20 protein-coding genes are annotated in these 17105 nt (G+C 63.6%); 7 read left to right on the forward strand and 13 right to left on the reverse strand.

Annotated elements, in window-relative coordinates; translation table 11 throughout:
- The first annotated feature begins 110 nt into the window (after positions 1–110).
- From ACSFDB_RS05510 to ACSFDB_RS05520, 3 genes are all read left to right on the forward strand, one after another.
- Entirely contained in the window at positions 111–869 is a 759-nt protein-coding gene (locus ACSFDB_RS05510) for an SDR family NAD(P)-dependent oxidoreductase (RefSeq protein WP_440770006.1), read from the forward strand.
- 49 nt (positions 870–918) lie between these two features.
- Positions 919–1371, forward strand: coding sequence for a nucleoside deaminase (locus ACSFDB_RS05515; RefSeq protein WP_440770007.1), 453 nt, complete (start codon positions 919–921; stop codon positions 1369–1371).
- A gap of 129 nt (positions 1372–1500) precedes the next feature.
- Complete coding sequence (locus ACSFDB_RS05520; RefSeq protein WP_440770008.1) at positions 1501–1782, forward strand: DUF8011 family protein; 282 nt, start codon at positions 1501–1503, stop codon at positions 1780–1782.
- A 57-nt stretch (positions 1783–1839) separates the two neighbouring features.
- On the opposite strand, the gene cofG is transcribed toward ACSFDB_RS05520, so the two are convergent.
- From cofG to ACSFDB_RS05540, 4 genes are all read right to left on the reverse strand, one after another.
- Positions 1840–3030, reverse strand: coding sequence for a 7,8-didemethyl-8-hydroxy-5-deazariboflavin synthase subunit CofG (cofG, locus tag ACSFDB_RS05525; RefSeq protein WP_440770009.1), 1191 nt, complete (start codon positions 3028–3030; stop codon positions 1840–1842).
- A 68-nt stretch (positions 3031–3098) separates the two neighbouring features.
- On the reverse strand, positions 3099–3800 hold the full coding sequence (gene cofC, locus ACSFDB_RS05530; RefSeq protein WP_440770010.1) for a 2-phospho-L-lactate guanylyltransferase: 702 nt from the start codon (positions 3798–3800) through the stop codon (positions 3099–3101).
- A gap of 154 nt (positions 3801–3954) precedes the next feature.
- The gene (locus ACSFDB_RS05535; protein ID WP_006088947.1) at positions 3955–5136 is read right to left on the reverse strand and encodes a tubulin/FtsZ family protein; all 1182 of its coding nucleotides are present in this window, start codon (positions 5134–5136) and stop codon (positions 3955–3957) included.
- A gap of 355 nt (positions 5137–5491) precedes the next feature.
- Positions 5492–6412, reverse strand: coding sequence for a complex I NDUFA9 subunit family protein (locus ACSFDB_RS05540; protein WP_440770011.1), 921 nt, complete (start codon positions 6410–6412; stop codon positions 5492–5494).
- A gap of 104 nt (positions 6413–6516) precedes the next feature.
- Here ACSFDB_RS05540 and tmk point away from each other — a divergent pair, with 104 nt between their 5' ends.
- Positions 6517–7116 (forward strand): dTMP kinase, encoded by a 600-nt coding sequence (gene tmk / locus ACSFDB_RS05545; RefSeq protein ID WP_440770012.1) that lies wholly within the window; start codon positions 6517–6519, stop codon positions 7114–7116.
- A 214-nt stretch (positions 7117–7330) separates the two neighbouring features.
- Here tmk and ACSFDB_RS05550 read toward each other — a convergent pair whose 3' ends face one another.
- The 3 genes from ACSFDB_RS05550 to ACSFDB_RS05560 form a co-directional block, all read right to left on the reverse strand.
- Complete coding sequence (locus ACSFDB_RS05550) at positions 7331–9316, reverse strand: HU family DNA-binding protein (RefSeq protein WP_440770013.1); 1986 nt, start codon at positions 9314–9316, stop codon at positions 7331–7333.
- Positions 9317–9878: 562 nt separating this feature from the next.
- The gene (locus tag ACSFDB_RS05555) at positions 9879–10109 is read right to left on the reverse strand and encodes an Lrp/AsnC family transcriptional regulator (RefSeq protein WP_440770014.1); all 231 of its coding nucleotides are present in this window, start codon (positions 10107–10109) and stop codon (positions 9879–9881) included.
- Complete coding sequence (locus tag ACSFDB_RS05560) at positions 10109–10828, reverse strand: potassium channel family protein (protein WP_440770015.1); 720 nt, start codon at positions 10826–10828, stop codon at positions 10109–10111. Before ACSFDB_RS05560 ends, ACSFDB_RS05555 begins: the two co-directional genes overlap by 1 nt.
- Before the next feature lie 121 nt (positions 10829–10949).
- Here ACSFDB_RS05560 and ACSFDB_RS05565 point away from each other — a divergent pair, with 121 nt between their 5' ends.
- Positions 10950–11180, forward strand: coding sequence for an Lrp/AsnC ligand binding domain-containing protein (locus tag ACSFDB_RS05565; protein ID WP_440766158.1), 231 nt, complete (start codon positions 10950–10952; stop codon positions 11178–11180).
- A 125-nt stretch (positions 11181–11305) separates the two neighbouring features.
- Here ACSFDB_RS05565 and ACSFDB_RS05570 read toward each other — a convergent pair whose 3' ends face one another.
- Positions 11306–11836 carry a DUF5813 family protein gene (locus ACSFDB_RS05570; protein WP_440770016.1) on the reverse strand — a complete coding sequence of 177 codons (531 nt, stop codon included), beginning with the start codon at positions 11834–11836 and terminating at the stop codon, positions 11306–11308.
- Positions 11837–12027: 191 nt separating this feature from the next.
- Between ACSFDB_RS05570 and ACSFDB_RS05575 the strand changes: the two genes are divergently transcribed.
- Positions 12028–12210: a hypothetical protein gene (locus ACSFDB_RS05575; protein WP_440770017.1), complete on the forward strand. Its 183-nt coding sequence runs from the start codon at positions 12028–12030 to the stop codon at positions 12208–12210.
- Here ACSFDB_RS05575 and ACSFDB_RS05580 read toward each other — a convergent pair.
- The 3 genes from ACSFDB_RS05580 to gpmI form a co-directional block, all read right to left on the reverse strand.
- The gene (locus ACSFDB_RS05580) at positions 12207–12596 is read right to left on the reverse strand and encodes a DUF7522 family protein (RefSeq protein WP_090305620.1); all 390 of its coding nucleotides are present in this window, start codon (positions 12594–12596) and stop codon (positions 12207–12209) included. The genes ACSFDB_RS05575 and ACSFDB_RS05580 overlap by 4 nt on opposite strands.
- An 85-nt stretch (positions 12597–12681) precedes the next feature.
- Entirely contained in the window at positions 12682–13974 is a 1293-nt protein-coding gene (locus ACSFDB_RS05585; RefSeq protein ID WP_440770018.1) for an O-acetylhomoserine aminocarboxypropyltransferase/cysteine synthase family protein, read from the reverse strand.
- Between the two features lie 118 nt (positions 13975–14092).
- On the reverse strand, positions 14093–15667 hold the full coding sequence (gpmI, locus tag ACSFDB_RS05590) for a 2,3-bisphosphoglycerate-independent phosphoglycerate mutase (RefSeq protein ID WP_440770019.1): 1575 nt from the start codon (positions 15665–15667) through the stop codon (positions 14093–14095).
- A 141-nt stretch (positions 15668–15808) separates the two neighbouring features.
- Between gpmI and ACSFDB_RS05595 the strand changes: the two genes are divergently transcribed.
- Positions 15809–16225, forward strand: coding sequence for a thiol-disulfide oxidoreductase DCC family protein (locus tag ACSFDB_RS05595; protein ID WP_440770020.1), 417 nt, complete (start codon positions 15809–15811; stop codon positions 16223–16225).
- Positions 16226–16298: 73 nt separating this feature from the next.
- Here ACSFDB_RS05595 and ACSFDB_RS05600 read toward each other — a convergent pair whose 3' ends face one another.
- Both ACSFDB_RS05600 and ACSFDB_RS05605 read right to left on the reverse strand, forming a co-directional pair.
- Positions 16299–16739 carry a Rid family hydrolase gene (locus ACSFDB_RS05600; RefSeq protein ID WP_440770021.1) on the reverse strand — a complete coding sequence of 147 codons (441 nt, stop codon included), beginning with the start codon at positions 16737–16739 and terminating at the stop codon, positions 16299–16301.
- 98 nt (positions 16740–16837) lie between these two features.
- Entirely contained in the window at positions 16838–17098 is a 261-nt protein-coding gene (locus ACSFDB_RS05605; protein WP_440770022.1) for a hypothetical protein, read from the reverse strand.
- Between the last annotated feature and the right edge of the window lie 7 nt (positions 17099–17105).

Below are 17105 nucleotides of genomic sequence, written 5' to 3' on the forward strand. Positions count from 1 at the left end.
CGACCGAGTCGAGAGGTCGGCTCGGGCCCGGTCGGTGATTCGTTCCGCTCGAGTCGGCAGCCCAGTGTCGCGGAGCGATGCTTTATGATGGTTCTCGGAAACGTGTGCGTATGCGACTCGAAGGCAAGACAGCGTTCATCACGGGAGCCGGATCGGGACTGGGCCGCGAAGCCGCGCAACTGTTCGCCGAGGAGGGGGCGACGGTCGTCGGGGCCGATATCGATCTCGAGGGCGCCGAAGAGACGATCGACCGCGTCGAGGAGGCGGGACAGGAGGGAACCGCACTCGAACTCGACGTCACCGACGCGGACGCGGTCCACGCGGCCGTCGACGAGACAGGTTCGGAGTACGGACTCGATATCATGGTGAACAACGCGGGCGTTAGCCACCAGCGCGCGAACGTCGAGGAGATCGACGAGGACGAACGCGACCGGATCATCGACGTCAACGTCAAGGGCGTCTGGAACGGCTGTCACGCCGCCATCCCCTACTTCAAAGAGCAGGGATCGGGAGCGATCGTCAACACGGCCTCGCTCGCGGGCGTCATCGGCGCGCCACAGCTCGGGGCCTACTCGCTGACCAAGGGGGCCGTCGTCAACTTCACGCGGACGGTCGCCGCGGAGGTCGGACCACACGGCGTGCGCGCGAACGCGGTCTGTCCGGGCGTGACGGATACGGCGATGCCTCGAGAGAATCGCACCGAAGCGGAGTGGGAGGCGACCAAGGCGGAGATGTCGAAGTACTACCCGCTGAAGCGACTCGGTCGGCCGGAGGACGTCGCCAACGCGATGCTGTTCCTCGCGAGCGACGAGGCCGACTGGATCACCGGCCAGGCGCTCGTCGTCGACGGCGGCTTCTCCTGTACCTAATCGCCGCGGTGGAGACAGGCGTTTCACTACTGGCGACGAAGAGCGACCCATGTCCACCGACGAGTCCTACATCCGAGACGCGATCGACCTCGCTCGAGCGGCGGTCGACAACGGCAACACCCCGTTCGGATCACTCCTCGTCGTCGACGACGCGGTCGTCCGGACGGCCGAAAACACGACCCGAACCGACGACGATATTTCCGCTCACCCGGAGTTCAAACTGGCTTGTTGGGCCGCCCGCGAACTCGAGCCGGCCGAGCGCGAGGCGTGTACGATGTACACCAGCACGGAGCCGTGTCCGATGTGTGCGAGCGCGATCGTCTACGCGGGGCTCGGTCGGGTCATCTACAGCGTCTCCGTCGACTCGCTCGCGGGAATTCGCGACGATTCGGTGATCGAAATTCCCTTCGAAGAAGTGATCGATCGGGGTGGTGGGTCAACGACGGTCGAGGGGCCAGTTCTCGAGAGCGAAGGGCTTGCGGTTCACGAAGCGTTCTTTTGACGACTGTTTCGGCGTCGGTCGCAAAATCGAGGGACGGGTGGACGAGAGGACTACAGCGGATGCTCAGTGTGGCCGATACTGCAGCGATCCGGTCGAAAACGATTTGATGGTTGACACCAGCGAGCTAGTATGATAAAAAGACTGTTCAGAGAGCCCGACGGATGGCAGTCCGGAGGGGTGTTTATCGCCGTCGGTCTCTTTTTCCTCGGACTGTACGCGTTCTACGGCCTTGTCGGCGCGGTAGGAACATCGTCAGCGCTCCACTTCGGCGTCCTGTGGCTGTTGCTGGGGATTCCGGAACTCCTGCCGAAAGAGCGCACGCACATCGCCGGCGGACTACGAATTCTCGGACTGGTGTTTGCCGTCGCGTTGGCCGTTTTCTACCTCTCGCGGCTGTCGATCTTCCAGTAGCTCGGTGAGGTGACGGTCATCGCTCGAGACGCGTTCGTACCCCGAATCGGACGCTCGCTACCGAGAGACGGCGCTCGTCTCGCTTCGAAGCACGGACCGGTACCGTTCGCCGGCGTCGCCGTCGGCCTCGAGCGCCTCGCGAATCGTCGGCGAGATCCACTCTCGCTTGGCGTCCGCTGCTCGAGGCCCCGACGCACCGGCCGTTCCGTCAGCGGCAACGCCGTCGAAGCCGTCGGTTCGAAGGTCATCCGGCAGAAACCGCTCGTAGACCGGTAATCGCTCGCCGAGCGGCAGGTCTGCGGAGGCAGCGATCTCCTCGAGTTCGCGCAGGGCGGGCCACGCGTAGTCGGGATTGATGTGGTCGTCCGTGATCGGCGACACCCCGCCGAGGTCGTCGACGCCGCAGTCGATCAGGTCGCGGGCGGGCGCGAGGTTCGGCGGGACCTGCACCGAAATCTCCTCGGGGAGCGCGACGCGAGCCATCGCCGTCACGCGGCGCATCGTCTCGAGGTCGGGGGAGCCGTCGGACCAGCGCTCGTTGTTCGAAACCGGCTGGACGATCACCTCCTGAACGTGATCGTAGCGCTCGTGCATCTCGCGAATCGCGAGCAGACTTTCGGCCCTGTCACGCCACGTCTCACCGATGCCGACCAGAATTCCCGTCGTGAAGGCGACATCGAGTTCGCCAGCGTTTTTGATCGTTCGGAGGCGCTGGCCAGGCTCTTTCTTCCGAGGGCCGGCATGAGCCCCGACCTCGGCCGTCGTCTCGAGCATCACGCCCATGCTGGCGTTGACATCCGCCACTTCGGCCATCTGCTCGAGCGTTTGATCGCCCGGATTGGAGTGTGGAAGCAGCCCTTCCTCGAGGGCGACCTCGCAGGCCGCCCGCAGGTAGGTGTGAATGGAGTCGTGACCCCACTCTTCGAGTTGCTCGTGGATCTCGGTGTAACGGTCGTCGGGATCGTCGCCGAACGTAAAGAGGGCCTCCGTACAGCCCGCATCGGCCCCGCGGGCGCAGATGTCGCGGACCTCCTCGAGCGTGAGCAAAGAAGCCTGACCCGGCGGATCGAAGTACGTACAGTAGGTGCAGGTGTAGCGACACGCCGTCGTCAGCGGGACGAAGACGTTTCGCGCGAAGGTCAACGCCGGCGGCGCTTCGACGTCGTCGGGCGTGACTGAGAGGAGATCGTCGACCGCCGCGTCGTCGACCACGATGTCGACGCCGTACTCGCTCGCCCCGGGGAACATTACTGCAGAGTGGCGTCGCTCGACACATAAGGCTTCACTTCTCCCGAACGCCCGCCCCACTTTCGCGGCTATCGGTCCCGTTCTGCGGGGTCGCGTCTGACGACGCCGACCCGACCGTCCCGTCGTTCGAGTTCGAATCCGATATCGCGGAGCGTCGCGGGTGCGCGAGCGCGCTCGTCGCCGTGGACGAGCACCTCGACGAGGTCGTCGGGTTCGTCGATGTCAGTCCCCAGCCGGAGCGAGTCGATCGTCTCGAGGCTCACACCCATCTCCTCGGCGATCTCGCAGTGGTCCAGATAGGACGCCCCGTGGTAGTCGACCCGAAACGCGGGATCGCGAACGACGAGCGCGTTCGTGCCGCCGCCGCGGCCGGGCGCGATGGCGACGTCGGCGTCGGCCGCAAAGAGGTCCTCGAGCGCGTCGGTCGTCGCGAGTGCGAGATCCGCCATGACGACGGCGACGCCGTCGTCCGTGTCACCGCCGTCGCCGCCGCTGTCGGTCTGTCCCGGCAGGCGCGCGTTGACCGCGTCGGTGAGCGGGCGGTCGTCCACCGCGACCGACACCGACTCGAGCACGTCCGTCGGAAGGTCGAGTTCGGCGGGATCGATCGGCGCAGTCGCCACCACCGTCGGCTCCCGGTCCGCCTCGACGATCACACACAGGACGTCCGCGAGCATGGCCCGCGCGAACGCCGACCGCTCCGTGGGGGAGAGCACCGACTCGAGGCGCGTCTTCGGGTCGGTCGCGGCGAACGGGACGACGACGTGCATCTATCGACGGTTGTCCGGACGCGGGCAAAAACACGTCGAAGCCGAGACCGAGGCGGGACGAGAGACCGCCGTTCGTCGACACCAGACACCACCGTCGTGCCCCCCGACACGAGCGCGGCCGCTGGGGTCGTCGAGTCGCGAAAGAACTGAGCGCCTAGAACAGCGGCTCGAGTTCGTCCTCGTCGTCTTCGACGAGCTCTTCTAAGTTCTCCTCGCTCTCCTGCTGGATGTCGTCCATGTTCTCCTGGGCCTCGATGGCGACCTGCTGGAGACGCTTGATTCGCGGAACGTTCGTCACGCCCGAGAGCAGGAGTGCTGCGGCCACCTCCGGCTCCTCTCGCGGGAAGTCGCCACCGCGGACTTCCATGCTTCCCGTTTCCTCCTCGAGCCACTTCCGCCCGCGTTCGATGCCTTTTCGGTTGAGATACTCCGACGGACCGGAGACGACGAGCAGCGCACGCTCGGTGCCTTCGATCTCACACGGGAGCGTCAGTCGACCGAGTGCGGCCTTCCGGACGAGGCTCGTGATGCGGTTGGTCGTGTTCGCGGCGTCCAGATCGTCGGTGCTGCCGCCACCGTCGCCGGTAAAGCGCGAGAGCAGACCGCCGCTCGTGTTCAGGTCGACTTCCTCGCTGGCGAAGCCGACGGTCGAGACGCCACCGCCCGAGAGCGTGTTGATGATCTCCGACGAGTCGACGACGCTCTCGGCGACTTCCTGTCCGTCGCCGACCTCACCCGCACCGAAGAGAATGCCGAATCGTCGGACGATCTCCTCGTTGATCTGATCGTAGCCGCCTTCGACGGACTCGCCGGTCTGTCGCCAGGAGTCGTTGTCGAAGACCATCAGATTGTCCACTTCGCGGACGAAGGTCTGGAACGATCTGGCCGCGTTGAGGGTGTAGATCCCACCCTCGTCCGTGCCCGGGAGCACGCCGAGACCGTAGACAGGAATCGTGTAGATACGCTTCAAGTGTTTGGCGAGGACAGGTGCACCGCCGGATCCGGTTCCGCCGCCCATACCGGCGACGACCAGGAACGCGTCGACCTCGTGGGTCGGGATCGCGTCGATGGCGTTTTGCACCTCGTCGATGTCCTCCTCGGCGACTTCCGCGCCGAGTTCGTTGTCTGCACCCACGCCGTGGCCCTTTACGCGGGCCTGGCCGATGAGTACGCGGTTCTCCTCCGGAATATTATCGAGACCGATGAGGTCCGCTTTCGCGGAGTTGACGGCTATCGCCGCGCGGACGATTCCGCTACCCGTCCGATCGTCGTAATCGAGGAATCGATCGACGATCTTCCCACCAGCCTGTCCGAATCCGATCATCGCCAGCTTCATAATTTGTCAGGGGGCTCCGTTGAATTGGTACAGAGTGATCAAGGGCATAAGTCTTTTGTTGAATTGAATGTCTCTTCTTCTTTTGTGTTCCGGGAAATCGGATGCCGGCAGCCGATTTTGGCTCGAAAAAACTCACGAGAAACGAGTCGGTTTCGACGTCAGATCTGTTCTTTATACTAAATCTTTGGGCCGATCTGTCCACCCTTGAGTTCCCCGTACAGAACCGCAAGCCGCCGATACGGCGACCGACCGATCTCAGACCGACGTCGAACGTGTCCGTCGCCTCGAGATCGTGTCAGTCAGTGATTGAATACGTCAAGCAAACGCTGAACGCGTCGAGCGACCGCTGACCGTCTCAGGCGGATTCGCGCTGTGGCTCGCGAGGCTCGTGGATACCGACCTCGAGATACGCGCCGAGCGTCGTCAGTTCGTCCTCCGAGACGCCGAACGCGCTCACGTCGTTGGTGACGACGGTGTTGTTCATTTCGAGCGAGCGCGCCTGATCCGGGCCGAACGGAACGAGTGGGACCACGCCGGCCGCGGTCAACCCGAGTTTCGTCAGGGAGAGGGGAACCGAGAGGATCCTGACGGACTTCCCCTCGGCCGCGTAGGCCAGCCGCGTCGCGTCCGCGAGCGTAACGATCTGCGGGCCGGCGATCTCGTAGGTTTCGCCGACGTGGCTGTGATCCTCGACGGCGTCCGCGAGCATGGGGACCAGATCGCCGACCCAGATCGGCTGGAATCGCGTCTGGCCACCGTTCGGCAGCCCCGTCACGTACGGCGTCGTGACCTGCTTGGTGAACTCGAGGAACTCCGCGCCGTCGCCGAAGACGACGGAGGGGCGGAAGATCGTCCAGGCGAGGTGTGAGTCTCGGACGACGTCCTCGGCTTTCCCCTTCGCCCGAAGGAAGTCGGTCGGCGCGTCCGGATCCGCGCCGAGGCCGCTCATCTGGATGAATCGATCAACGCCGCCCGCTTCGGCAGCCCGGACCAGATTTGCCGTGCCGCCGAGGTGGACGGTTTCGTGGTCGAGGTCGCCCGGCGGCTTGTACAGCGGCGAGAGCGAGACGAGATTGACGACGGCGTCGTGGCCCGCGACGGTGTCGACGATGGAGTCGTAGGCGCTGACGTCGCCCATCGCGCGGTCGACCCCCGCGGGGAGATCGCCGTCGCTGGGATCGCGAGACAGCGCCGTCACGTCGTGGCCGCGGTCGTCGAGTTCCGTACAGAGAGTCGTCCCGATGAACCCAGTACCGCCGGCAACGAGCACCTTCATACACCGAATATCCCCACGCAGCGATAAATAGCTGGTCGCCTCCGTGGTTTGGGTTCCGACGCTCAATAGCGGCTACTAAATAGTTCTCGCCACGAGGTGCGAGCATGCTGGTCACGCTCGAGGGATTGGACGGCAGCGGCAAGACGACGGTCTGGGAGGCCCTGCGGGAGTCCTATCCCGACGCGACGTTCACTCGCGAACCGACGAACGACTCCTGGTACGGCGACGCCGTCTACCGATCGATCGACGACGACGAGGCAGACTCGCTCGCGGAACTGTTTCTCTACACTGCCGACCACGCCGACCACCTCTCGCGCGTGATCGAACCGGCGCTCGAGCGCGGCGACCTCGTCGTCTCCGATCGCTACTCGGACTCCCGCTACGCCTACCAGGGCGCGACCCTCGAGTCGTACGACCGCCTCGAGGCCGACCCCCTCGAGTACGTCGTCGACGTCCACGAGCCGTTCACCATCGACCCCGACCTGACGATCTACCTCGATCTCGACCCCGAGACGGCCGCGGAGCGCGCGGGCGCGACGAACAAGTTCGAGCACGCCGACTACCTCGAGTCGGTGCGCGCGAACTACGAACGGGTGCTCGAGCGCGACCCCGACCGGTTCGTTCGGGTGGATGCGATGCAGAAGCCGGAACGAGTGCTTGAGGAAGTGCGGGACGTGCTGGCCGATGTCGTTGGTGACGAGTAGCGGAACTGCGCCCCATAGAGAACGGGTTTGCTATCGACCGATAAGTACGGAGAAGGCAGTTACCGGCAGAGCCGTTGGGCTATCTGTTGACTGCCAAGAACCGCGTGCTGAATACAGAGGGAGAGTTCAGCACTTGAATTGCATCAAGTCGGACTGGGGACGGTTATCCTGAGAGAGCCTCTCAGCAGATGCGTCGTTGCAAACTTCGGAGTGTTCAGTTGACTGACTTCGACAGTTCCGCACCGGCTTTGAACTTCACGTCGTTGCTCGTAGTTCCTGCGTTGGCGAGGTGGACGAGCGGGGCATCTAGCGCCGCCACAGCCGACCATGGTTGGAGGTCGCTTTCGGACCCCGATCCGCTTATTTCACCGGCAACCTTGACGTTCACTGCGTTGAGCCCCTTTCGCCCCTGCTCTGTCATGAGACCCGCTGGAATACCACCAGTGTCGGCGTCGAACTCGCCGCTGAGTACTGCCGAACCCTGCTGACTTCGGTCGCGGGAGAACTGCTCGACGATGCGGTCGTCGTAATCGTCGCTCTCGACATCCTCTGAGGTCACGCTCGCAATCTCGGTCGGCCCTTCGTCGAACAAGAGTGTTGCCGAATCCTCGTAGAGTGCGCCCTCGTCGAGTATCCAGCCGCCGGCGAAGATGACCTGCTCGTCGTGGATGTACCGCCTGACATAGAATATCCCGGGTAGTGGGCATGGGCAGTCTTCTGGCGTCACGCTCACGGGACAGACCAGCGTCTCCGAGGCCGAAACGTCGCCCGCGGCACGATTCGAGCCCCAACAGTAGAGCGAATTATCGTCCCCGGAACGCCGCTGCCCCCAACATTGCACTTCCCCATCGTTCAGGCTCGCCACTTCGCGGAGCGTGCCGTCTGGTGCGACGAAAACGCACTTTCCGTCGATTTCGTCCTCCTCAGCGGTGGTCTGTATTTCTTCCCCAGTCTGTGGATTGCGTCCTGTACGAGCACTGACGACAGCGCCGCCCTCGGTGCTGTAACCGACGATTCCCCGGTTTGTAGTGCGGTAGGTATCGAGCTCCGCCGAGAGAATCGATCCACAGGAGATGTCTCGGTGAAGCGACACAGGCCCGTCGAGCTGGATACAACCCTCGTCGTCGTACGAAACCCCTTGGCTACCGTATCGGTCGTGGAATGGTGTCCGGAGCCCGTCCGGTTCGTGTGAGGCTGCGAAATACGCAAGGACCCGTTCGGGCGTGAGTTCCTCGGCTAGCGAACCGAGGTCACCCGGAAGGCTGGCGTCGGGGAGACAGACGGTAAACTGCTCCCCGATGGTCGGCTCGTCTCGTAGATACAGGATGATGTCGGTGAACCTCGGTCTACCGGGACGACGCTCGACGAGTTCGTCGTCGAGTCTTTCGACATCCCGGAGGACGAGCTCCTCAACGTGCTCCAGGCGTTCAGCCGCTTCCGCCCAGTTCTCCGCCTCGACAGCGTCCGCTGCCTCCTCAACGGTCTTCGTTCTTCCATCGGAGCTCTCTCGAATGGGTTCACAGACGCTGATTCCACATCTATCGAGTGCCGGTCTGAGCGTTTCCACCGTAGTGTCGAGGAATGCATCGAGAGCACGGGTAGCTTCGGATTGTGATTGCCGGTCTACGGCTTCCAAGCCGGTCGTTACGTCTTTTAACAACTCGAGTTCGATGTCGAGGATGTCCGCGAGGATGTCTCCTTCTTCGTCATCGTCGTGGTCGTCGGGACCGCCCCACCACTCGCTCCGCCGTTTGTTCGACCGGACGGAGTTGTAGTCGTTGGCTTGCGTTCCGGTGCTAATAGCCCAGCCCTCGAGTTCGAGAAGTCTGCCCTGATGCGTGAGCGTCGGCGGCACCGAGCGTACCGTGGCTTCACCAGCGCGACTCACCCGGGGCCGAGATGGGTCTGCGGCCCTACCGTCGGCATCGCTACTAACGCTGGCGTCACCGCCCGATAGTAATGTGAAATTGCTGTTATTATCCGGTATCGACCCTCCGGCGTAGAACGCGGCTGGCGAAGAAACTCTCGTCCCAACCAACTGTTCGCTCCCCCTGTCGAACAGGCCATCGATGGTAGAACACCCCGCCAAGCCACTGAGTACGGCCGCTCCCCCGGCGGCGAGAACCGACCGTCGCGTCGTTCCGAGGTCGGTGGTACCACGCGCGGTCCGGGTTTCCGCCTCGTTCGATCTGCTATCCATACCACTTATAAACGTCGTACAACAGCATAAACATTCACAAATTTATGAGTTATAAGCAACACTTCAACTCATATATAATGAATCCTCTCTCAGCGAGTGGTCGAAGACGGTGGGTGGGCGAGGATGGTTCGATCTGAAGTCCTCCCGTGCGAGATACGCGCCCTGTATCCAGCACGACGCTACGAACATCATATGATTCAGACAGAGTGATCGATGTCAATTAGCAATGGTAGTGAACGATCGTTCGATCTCTGAATGGATTCTATGGCCGGGAGCGCAACTCGAGTAACACGAGAGTCGTGTGACCCAGACGGAAGAGCATGCTCTTTCGAGCATCGCGAACCCGACGGGTTCGCTCGACGGGGGAGGGCAGGCCGTTCACCGTTTCTTACCGCGAGTGAGCCCGCAGGGCGAACGAAGGCTCGGCAGTCACAGCCCGCAAACGAAGTGAGCAGGAACGTCTTCCGTTGCTTTTGGTCCAGGTTTTACCGAGGGACACCGCGCTGTGCGTCAGCTTTGCTGCCGTCAGCGCGGCAGACCGTAGCGTAAAAGCTGGGTTCCTCTAGTCCATCGCGATGTACGTCTGCGTGTTCTCGACGCCCTCGACACCCTGAATCTGGGTGGCGGCGATCTCCTTGACCGCCGCGGGCGTCTCGACATTGGCTTTCGCGATGATGTCGACGTCGCCGGCGACGATGTGGGCTGACTGTACGCCGTCGATCGATTCGATGCTGTCTCGGAGTCGATCCGCCTCGCCGGTGTTCGCCTTGACCATAATGAATGCTGTAACCATCAGTTGACACCTCCAGTACCCGACGTCGCGTCCGAACCCGTGTTCGCGGCCGCCTGTGCTTCCGACTCGCCGACGAGGAGTTGGCGAACCTCGCTCAACACGCCGTAGTCCGCGAGTACGACGAGTCGGTCGCCGTCCTCGAGCGAGAGGTCTTCGTCCGGCAGCCCGAGGTCCTGGTCGTGCTTGCCGAAGGCGAGCACGGTCGCGTTGGCGGGCAGTTGCAGTTCGCTGATCGTGTAGCCGTTGACCGGGGCCTCCGTGGTAATCGTGAGTTCGACGACCTGCAGGTGTGGCGCGATATCCGCGATGGCGCGGATGGTGCCGCCCAGTAGGGCGTTTTTCGCGCCGATCGCACCGAGCCGTTCGGGGTAGATCACTTCGTCGACCTCGTGGGCGTACTTGCGGTAAATCCCCTCGCGGTAGGCCTCGTCGATACGCATGATCGTCCGACAACCGTAGTGGTTGGCGATCATACACGCGGTGAAGTTGACGTTCAGGTCGCCGGTCAGCGCGCCCAGCGCGTCGGCGTCGGCGATGCCGGCCTCCTCGAGGACGTCCTCCCGGGAGCCGTCACCCTCGACGACGGTGAACTCCTGGTTGCGGGCCCGACGAATCATCGCCTCGTCTCGTTCGATTACCGACACCTCGTGGCCCTCTTCTCGAAGAACGCGCGCCGTGCGCAGGCCAACTCGTCCTGCCCCGATGATCACGAACCGCATGCACTGGGCTACGCTTCCCCCCGGCAATAAGCTTGCGCTGATATACCATACCAACCGGTCGAACCGTGTCGGGAATCGGGCAAAGGTTTTAGTCATGCGAAGATGTACCACACCGTCGAGAATGGTTCACGCGTTTATTATGATCAAGACGGCCGCCGGGAAGTCCGAGGGACTTCTCGAGTCGATCCGGGACGTCGAGTCGGTCTCCGACGCCCACATCGTCGCGGGCACGTACGACATCATCGCGGAGATCGACGCCCCCGAGGTGTACAACGTCCTCGAGGCCGTCTCCTCGGGCGTACAGGCGCTCGAGGGCGTCACGGATACGAAGACGTACATCGCGATGGACTAAAGCGAACTTTTCTGCTGTCGTTCGGAAGACGCGGAGCGTCTTCCGTGATCAAGCGAACCCTTCGGGTTCGCGGACCTCGCGGGATCTTCGATCCCGCTCAGTGACGAAAGGCGCAAAACTTCGTTCTACATCGGCATGCCGCCGCTCTCGCCCTCGCTGGCCTGCTGACCGCGGCTCTGTGCGTTCTCGAGCAGCGTCGCCGCCGCCCCCTGATACTCGTAGCCTGGGATGATTCCCTGCGCGTAGGTGCCCTCGACATACTCGATCAAGGCCTTGGCGTCGTCGACGCCCTCGCCGGCGTCCCAGGCGACGTACTCGAGGGCGACGGTGACGTCGGTCGCATCGCGCTCGACGACCGGCTCGTCGTGCGTGCTCGTGTGCGCGACGGTGAAGACGTCCTCAAGGCGGCGCTCGAGCGTCTCGAACCAGCCGTCTTCGACGACGGGAGCGACGGCTTCGCCCGCGACGGCGGCGTCGAGCGTCGGGAGCGTGACGGTCACGTAAAACGCGTCGTCTCGCTTTCCCTCCGCATCGCTGGCGGTGACGGCCGCGTCGAAGACGGTCGTCGTAAGTTCGTAGCTGCCGTCGTCGGTAGTCGGTTCGAACGCGTCGTGTGACTCGAGTTCGCGGGCAACGGGCTCGGGAAGGGCGGTCATTACCGAACACACGGGCGTCACGAAAAAGGGTGTTACGTTCCGACCCCAGATCGGGCAACCGTTTCATCCTATTACACAGTTAAAACGGGAAAAACGCCAGACTGAAGCGGGATCGTTTCACCATCGTAGCCGACTGTTTCTGCGCAAAATGGGCTACATAACTACAACGGATATTGCCGTTTTTTGTCGGCATGAGTCTCGATAGACACGCCGCCGAACGACGCCGGTTCGCCCGCCTCCTCGGTATCGATGGCGAACTCGGGAGTGGGCTGCCGATCGGCACCCACTCGAGTGGAACCGCCGAGGGGGATCGCAACTGCGACCATCGCCGCGAGGCAGAACAGACCCGACGGAGCGACCGGCTCGAGCGCTAGTCGAGCGCCCGCTCGCCGAGAAACGAGTTGAGCGCCGTCGCAACTTCTTCGAAATCCTTGACCGTAAGTCCGTCAGTGGTGACCAACACGCCCTCCCTGTCGTTGGTCACGCGGATCAGGAAGCCGTTGTCGAAGACCCGAATCGTGTAGTTGTAGTCGCCGAGCTCCGACCCTTCGTAGGCGGTCTGGGCCGTTTTGAAGCCGCGCCACTCGTGGCCGATAAAGGTTGACAGGTCAGCGTCGCGTTCCAGATCCTCACGAAGGTAGAGCTGCTGGTAATCGTCGCGGGTGAAATACGTCGCCGAGCGGAGGCTGTCACCGATGGCCGTCCGACAGGTCGTGACGATCTGGTCTGACGCGTCGTCGGTAAGTAATCCAGTAGGCATAACTGATGGATCGAACCCCCGAGACCTTAACCGCAGGGGCAATTGTCGATCAGTTGAGACGGAATCGCCCGCGCCGGCGTCGGTCTCAGACGGCGTCGATCGCTCGCTCGAGGTCCGCGATCACGTCCTCGACGTCCTCGATCCCGACCGAGAGCCGCACGAGGTCGTCGGTGGTGCCGCTCGCCAGTTTCTCCTCCTCGGTGAGCTGCTGGTGGGTCGTGCTCGCGGGGTGGATGATCAGCGTCTTCGCGTCGCCGACGTTGGCAAGCAGGCTCGCGAGGTCGACCTCGTTGCAGACCGTCTCGGCGGCCTCGTAGCCGCCCTCGAGGCCGAACGTGATCATGCCGCCGTATCCTCCTTCGAGGTACTCGCTCGCGTTCTCGTGAGTCTCGTGGCTCTCGAGGCCGGGATAGTTCACCCAGTCGACCGCGTCGTGGTCCTCGAGGAACTCCGCGACGGCCATCGCGTTCTCGCAGTGTTTTTCCATCCGCAGCGGGAGCGACTCGAGTTTCTGCAGCGTCGTCCAGGCGTCGAAGGGCGACTGCTGGTTACCCAGATCGCGCAGGCCGCGAGTTCGCGCGACGATGGAGAAGGCCTGCTCGCCGAAGGTTTCGTGGAAGTTGACGCCGTGGTAGGCCGGGTTCGGTTCCGTGATTTCGGGGTAGTCGCCCTCGTCCCACGGGAACGAGCCGCCGTCGACGAGCACGCCGCCGACCGTTGACCCCGCGCCGTGGAGCCACTTCGTCGTCGAGTTCCAGACGAGGTCCGCGCCGTGCTCGAGCGGCCGGCAGAGGTAGGGCGTCGCGAACGTGTTGTCGACGAACAGCGGGACGTTGTGCTCGTGTGCGATATCCGCGATGCGTTCGATGTCCGGGGTGACGAGGGCGGGGTTGCCGATCGTCTCGAGGTGCACGAACGCGGTGTCGTCGTCGATGGCCTCCGCGTAGGCGTCGTAATCGAGCGTGTCGACGAATTTCGTCTCGATCCCGCGCTTCGCGACGGTGTGGGTGAGGTAGGTGTAGGTTCCGCCGTAGAGCGAGGAGGCGCTCACGATGTTGTCGCCGACGTCCGCGAGGATGAACGTCGCCAGATCGAACGCGGCCATCCCCGAGGCCGTCGCGAGCGCGCCGACGCCGCCCTCGAGCGTTGCGATGCGCTCCTCTAGCATCGCGTTCGTCGGGTTCATAATCCGCGAGTAGATGTTCCCGAACTCCTCTAAGCCGAACAGCGCCGCGGCGTGATCGGTGTCGTCGAACTCGTAGGACGTGGTCTGGTAGATCGGTGGGGCGCGCGCTCCCGTCGTCGGATCGGGCTCCTGGCCGGCGTGGATGCTGTTCGTTGCGAAGCGGCGGTCGGTGTCGTCGGAATCCTCACTCATGTGACTACACACCACACTGCGAGTAGCAAAAGCCTTGGCGAAAATTGCCACGAGGGAGGAGTAGTGAGTCGGGTTTTCCGATTCCGTTCGGCAAATGAGCGGGCGGGCTCTTGAACTGCTACTCGAGCAACGGCTCGCCGGTCATCTCGGGTGGCTGCCGGATGCCGATTAACTCGAGCATCGTCGGCGCGATGTCAGCGAGCGTACCGCCCTCGCGGATCGTTCGGCCCCCGGCCGTGCCGTCCGAAGCACGGTAGATCAGCGGAACGAGGTTGTACGTGTGTGCCGTGTGGGGATCCTCCTCGGTCCCCATATCGTCCGCGTTGCCGTGATCCGCCGTTATGAGGACGTGGGAACCCGCCGCTCGGAGCGCGTCCGTCAGCCGACCGAGTTCCGTGTCGACGGCCTCGACGGCCTCGATGGCCGCCTCGTAGTCGCCCGTGTGGCCGACCATGTCGGGGTTGGCGTAGTTGAGCACGAGCACGTCCGGATCGTCGGATTCGATGGTAGAAATCGCCGTATCGGTCACCTCGGGCGCGCTCATCTCGGGTTGCAGGTCGTAGGTCGGCACGTCGGGACTCTCGACGATCTTCCGAATTTCGCCGTCGAACTCGACCTCGCGGCCGCCGTTCAGGAAGTAGGTGACGTGGGCGTACTTCTCGGATTCGGCGATCCGGACCTGCGTCTTGCCCGCGTCGGCGAGCACCTCGCCGAGCACCTGACTTGGCTGGTTGGGCGGGTAGGCGACCGGGAGGTCGAACGTCTTGTCGTACTGGGTCAGCATGACGACCTCCGTCTCCGGGGGATCGGTCTCGAACTCGTCGGCCCAGTCCTCGGGGCGGATGTCCGCGAGCATTCGCGTGAGCTGGCGGGCGCGGTCGGAACGGAAGTTGAACCAGACCACCGAGTCGCCATCTTGCAGCGCAAGATGGCTGCCAGCTGAGCTCTGCTCAGCGCTGTCGCCGTCCTCGAGCGCCGGCTGATCCGCTATCACGGTCGGCTCGACGAACTCGTCCATCTCGTCGCGGTCATAAGACGCCTCGACGGCGTCGACCGCCGAGTCGGCGGTCCACTCGGCCTCGCGCTCGACGATGGCGTCGTAGGCGCGTTTCGTTCGATCCCAGTTCTGGTCACGGTCCATCGCGTAGTATCGACCCGAAACGGTGGCCACGTCTCCCGTGCCGTGTTCGTCGACGACGTCCTCGAGCGTCGAAAGGTACTCCCGCCCACCCGTGGGCGACGTGTCTCGGCCGTCGGTGAAGGCGTGGGTGACGGCCTCGACGTCGCGGTCGGCGGCGAGTTCGATCAGCGCGTGGAGGTGCTCCTGATCGGCGTGGACCCCGCCGTCGCTGACGAGTCCGAGGAAGTGCACGCGGCCCCCGTTCTCGCGAGCGTGATCGAACGCCGCGTTGATCGCGTCGTTCTCCCGGAAGGAGCCGTCCGCGATCGAGTCCGAGATGCGCGTGTACTCCTGGTGGACCACCCGTCCAGCCCCGATGTTCAGGTGGCCGACCTCGCTGTTGCCCATCTGGCCGTCGGGGAGCCCGACCCGTCGACCCGCGACCTCGAGCGAGCCGTACGCGCCCTCGTCTGCCAGTCGGTCGAAATTCGGCGTTGCGGCCGCCTCGACCGCGTCCCTGCTCGTTCCGTCGCCGAGTCCCCACCCGTCGAGGATGATCAGCGCTGCGTCCATGTGCGACGGGTCACCTGCGGTCCGTAATTAGCTGTCGTTGTCGCGCGAACGGGCGCGGCGAGACAAACGAACCCACTCCCGGCTCAAATCGGGGACAACCGGAACGCTGAATTGTCGCTCCCCCCAACCGTCTCGTATCCGATGGGCACGGACATCCCGGAGGGCGCCCCGATCGTCCTCTTCGACGGCGTCTGCAACCTCTGTCACGGCTTCGTGCAGTTCATCGTTCCCCGAGACACGGAGGGACAGTTCCACTTCGCGTCCCTGCAGTCCGACGTCGGACAGCAGTTGCTCGCCGACCACGGACTCGAGGACCACGACCTCGACTCCGTCGTCCTGATCGAGGGCGACGACGCCTACGTCAAGTCCGACGCGGTGATTCGCATCGCCCGGAAACTCGGCGGAATCTACCGCTTGCTCGGCCCCGCCCGATACCTCCCGCGGCGACTTCGCGACTGGGCGTACGACCTCGTCGCCGAGCACCGCTACCGGATCTTCGGCCAGAAAGAGCAGTGCATGATGCCGACCGGGAACGTCCAGGAGCGGTTTCTCGAGTGAGTCGATACTGTCGGTCGGTGGCCCACGGGACCAGTAGCCACTGAAACGCGTCGTTCCGTTTCAGATACCGGTCTCACTCGTCGGGCGTTATCACCGTTTTCTCCCACTCTCCGTCCGGAATGACGGCTTCGACCTCGATTTCGAGAGCGGCGTCCTCGTCGACGAGTCGAGAGACACCGATCATTGTCGCCGCCGGGAAATCCGGGTAATCGAACAGATCACGTCTCAGTTCGTGGAGCTGTTGGCGAAGCTCCGTGGTGAGTGCGTCGTCCCGAACGTAGAAACGGAGGAGCGTGATGTCGGTCAAATCGCCGTCCAGGTCGTCTTCGATTATCTCTTCGATGATCTCGAAGATCCGTCGGGCCTGTTCGATCGGACTCCCATCCGGATGGATGAGACCCGACAACGAGACGTCGAGTCCGGCGGCGCACTCGGTGGCAACGCCGACGGACATCGCCGGTTCGGTCCCGTCGTCGAGTTCGCCCATCGCGGGACCGAGTACGATCTTTTCCATACTGCTGCCGATCAAGTCGGATACAATAATAGTTTGCCACGTTCTCGACGCAGCAACCACTGCGCGTACACCTCGAGCACCCGAGCAAACAAACCGAGTTAGTCGCGTCGATGCTCGAACGTCGCGCCGCAGTCGCCACAGATCGTGCTGTGGCCGGGCGCGGTCCGCTGGGCGAAGACGGCCCCGCAGTCGTCACAGATCATGAAGAGTCGGTGTTCCGGCCGGACGCCAGCCTCAAACGTCATGCGGACCCAGGCGCCGGGGTTGGTTTCGTCGTAGAGCGTGACGCCGTCGCCCGTTTGCCGCCAATTGATCGGTTGTCCGTCAGTTTCGACCGTCTGCCTTCCTCGCTTGGACATCGGGATA

This window comes from Natronorubrum amylolyticum, assembly GCF_052040145.1.
GTDB lineage: Archaea > Halobacteriota > Halobacteria > Halobacteriales > Natrialbaceae > Natronorubrum.

Excerpts from the sequence above, each read along its gene's own strand:
- cofC (WP_440770010.1), bottom strand. The coding sequence starts at position 3,800 with ATGCACGTCGTCGTCCCGTTCGCCGCGACCGACCCGAAGACGCGCCTC.
- ACSFDB_RS05565 (WP_440766158.1), top strand. The coding sequence starts at position 10,950 with ATGGTTCACGCGTTTATTATGATCAAGACGGCCGCCGGGAAGTCCGAG.
- ACSFDB_RS05585 (WP_440770018.1), bottom strand. The coding sequence starts at position 13,974 with ATGAGTGAGGATTCCGACGACACCGACCGCCGCTTCGCAACGAACAGC.
- tmk (WP_440770012.1), top strand. The coding sequence starts at position 6,517 with ATGCTGGTCACGCTCGAGGGATTGGACGGCAGCGGCAAGACGACGGTC.
- ACSFDB_RS05555 (WP_440770014.1), bottom strand. The coding sequence starts at position 10,109 with ATGGTTACAGCATTCATTATGGTCAAGGCGAACACCGGCGAGGCGGAT.
- ACSFDB_RS05600 (WP_440770021.1), bottom strand. The coding sequence starts at position 16,739 with ATGGAAAAGATCGTACTCGGTCCCGCGATGGGCGAACTCGACGACGGG.
- ACSFDB_RS05515 (WP_440770007.1), top strand. The coding sequence starts at position 919 with ATGTCCACCGACGAGTCCTACATCCGAGACGCGATCGACCTCGCTCGA.
- ACSFDB_RS05575 (WP_440770017.1), top strand. The coding sequence starts at position 12,028 with ATGAGTCTCGATAGACACGCCGCCGAACGACGCCGGTTCGCCCGCCTC.
- ACSFDB_RS05605 (WP_440770022.1), bottom strand. The coding sequence starts at position 17,098 with ATGTCCAAGCGAGGAAGGCAGACGGTCGAAACTGACGGACAACCGATC.
- ACSFDB_RS05580 (WP_090305620.1), bottom strand. The coding sequence starts at position 12,596 with ATGCCTACTGGATTACTTACCGACGACGCGTCAGACCAGATCGTCACG.
- ACSFDB_RS05560 (WP_440770015.1), bottom strand. The coding sequence starts at position 10,828 with ATGCGGTTCGTGATCATCGGGGCAGGACGAGTTGGCCTGCGCACGGCG.
- ACSFDB_RS05510 (WP_440770006.1), top strand. The coding sequence starts at position 111 with ATGCGACTCGAAGGCAAGACAGCGTTCATCACGGGAGCCGGATCGGGA.
- ACSFDB_RS05520 (WP_440770008.1), top strand. The coding sequence starts at position 1,501 with ATGATAAAAAGACTGTTCAGAGAGCCCGACGGATGGCAGTCCGGAGGG.
- ACSFDB_RS05550 (WP_440770013.1), bottom strand. The coding sequence starts at position 9,316 with ATGGATAGCAGATCGAACGAGGCGGAAACCCGGACCGCGCGTGGTACC.
- ACSFDB_RS05535 (WP_006088947.1), bottom strand. The coding sequence starts at position 5,136 with ATGAAGCTGGCGATGATCGGATTCGGACAGGCTGGTGGGAAGATCGTC.
- ACSFDB_RS05540 (WP_440770011.1), bottom strand. The coding sequence starts at position 6,412 with ATGAAGGTGCTCGTTGCCGGCGGTACTGGGTTCATCGGGACGACTCTC.
- gpmI (WP_440770019.1), bottom strand. The coding sequence starts at position 15,667 with ATGGACGCAGCGCTGATCATCCTCGACGGGTGGGGACTCGGCGACGGA.
- cofG (WP_440770009.1), bottom strand. The coding sequence starts at position 3,030 with ATGTTCCCCGGGGCGAGCGAGTACGGCGTCGACATCGTGGTCGACGAC.
- ACSFDB_RS05595 (WP_440770020.1), top strand. The coding sequence starts at position 15,809 with ATGGGCACGGACATCCCGGAGGGCGCCCCGATCGTCCTCTTCGACGGC.
- ACSFDB_RS05570 (WP_440770016.1), bottom strand. The coding sequence starts at position 11,836 with ATGACCGCCCTTCCCGAGCCCGTTGCCCGCGAACTCGAGTCACACGAC.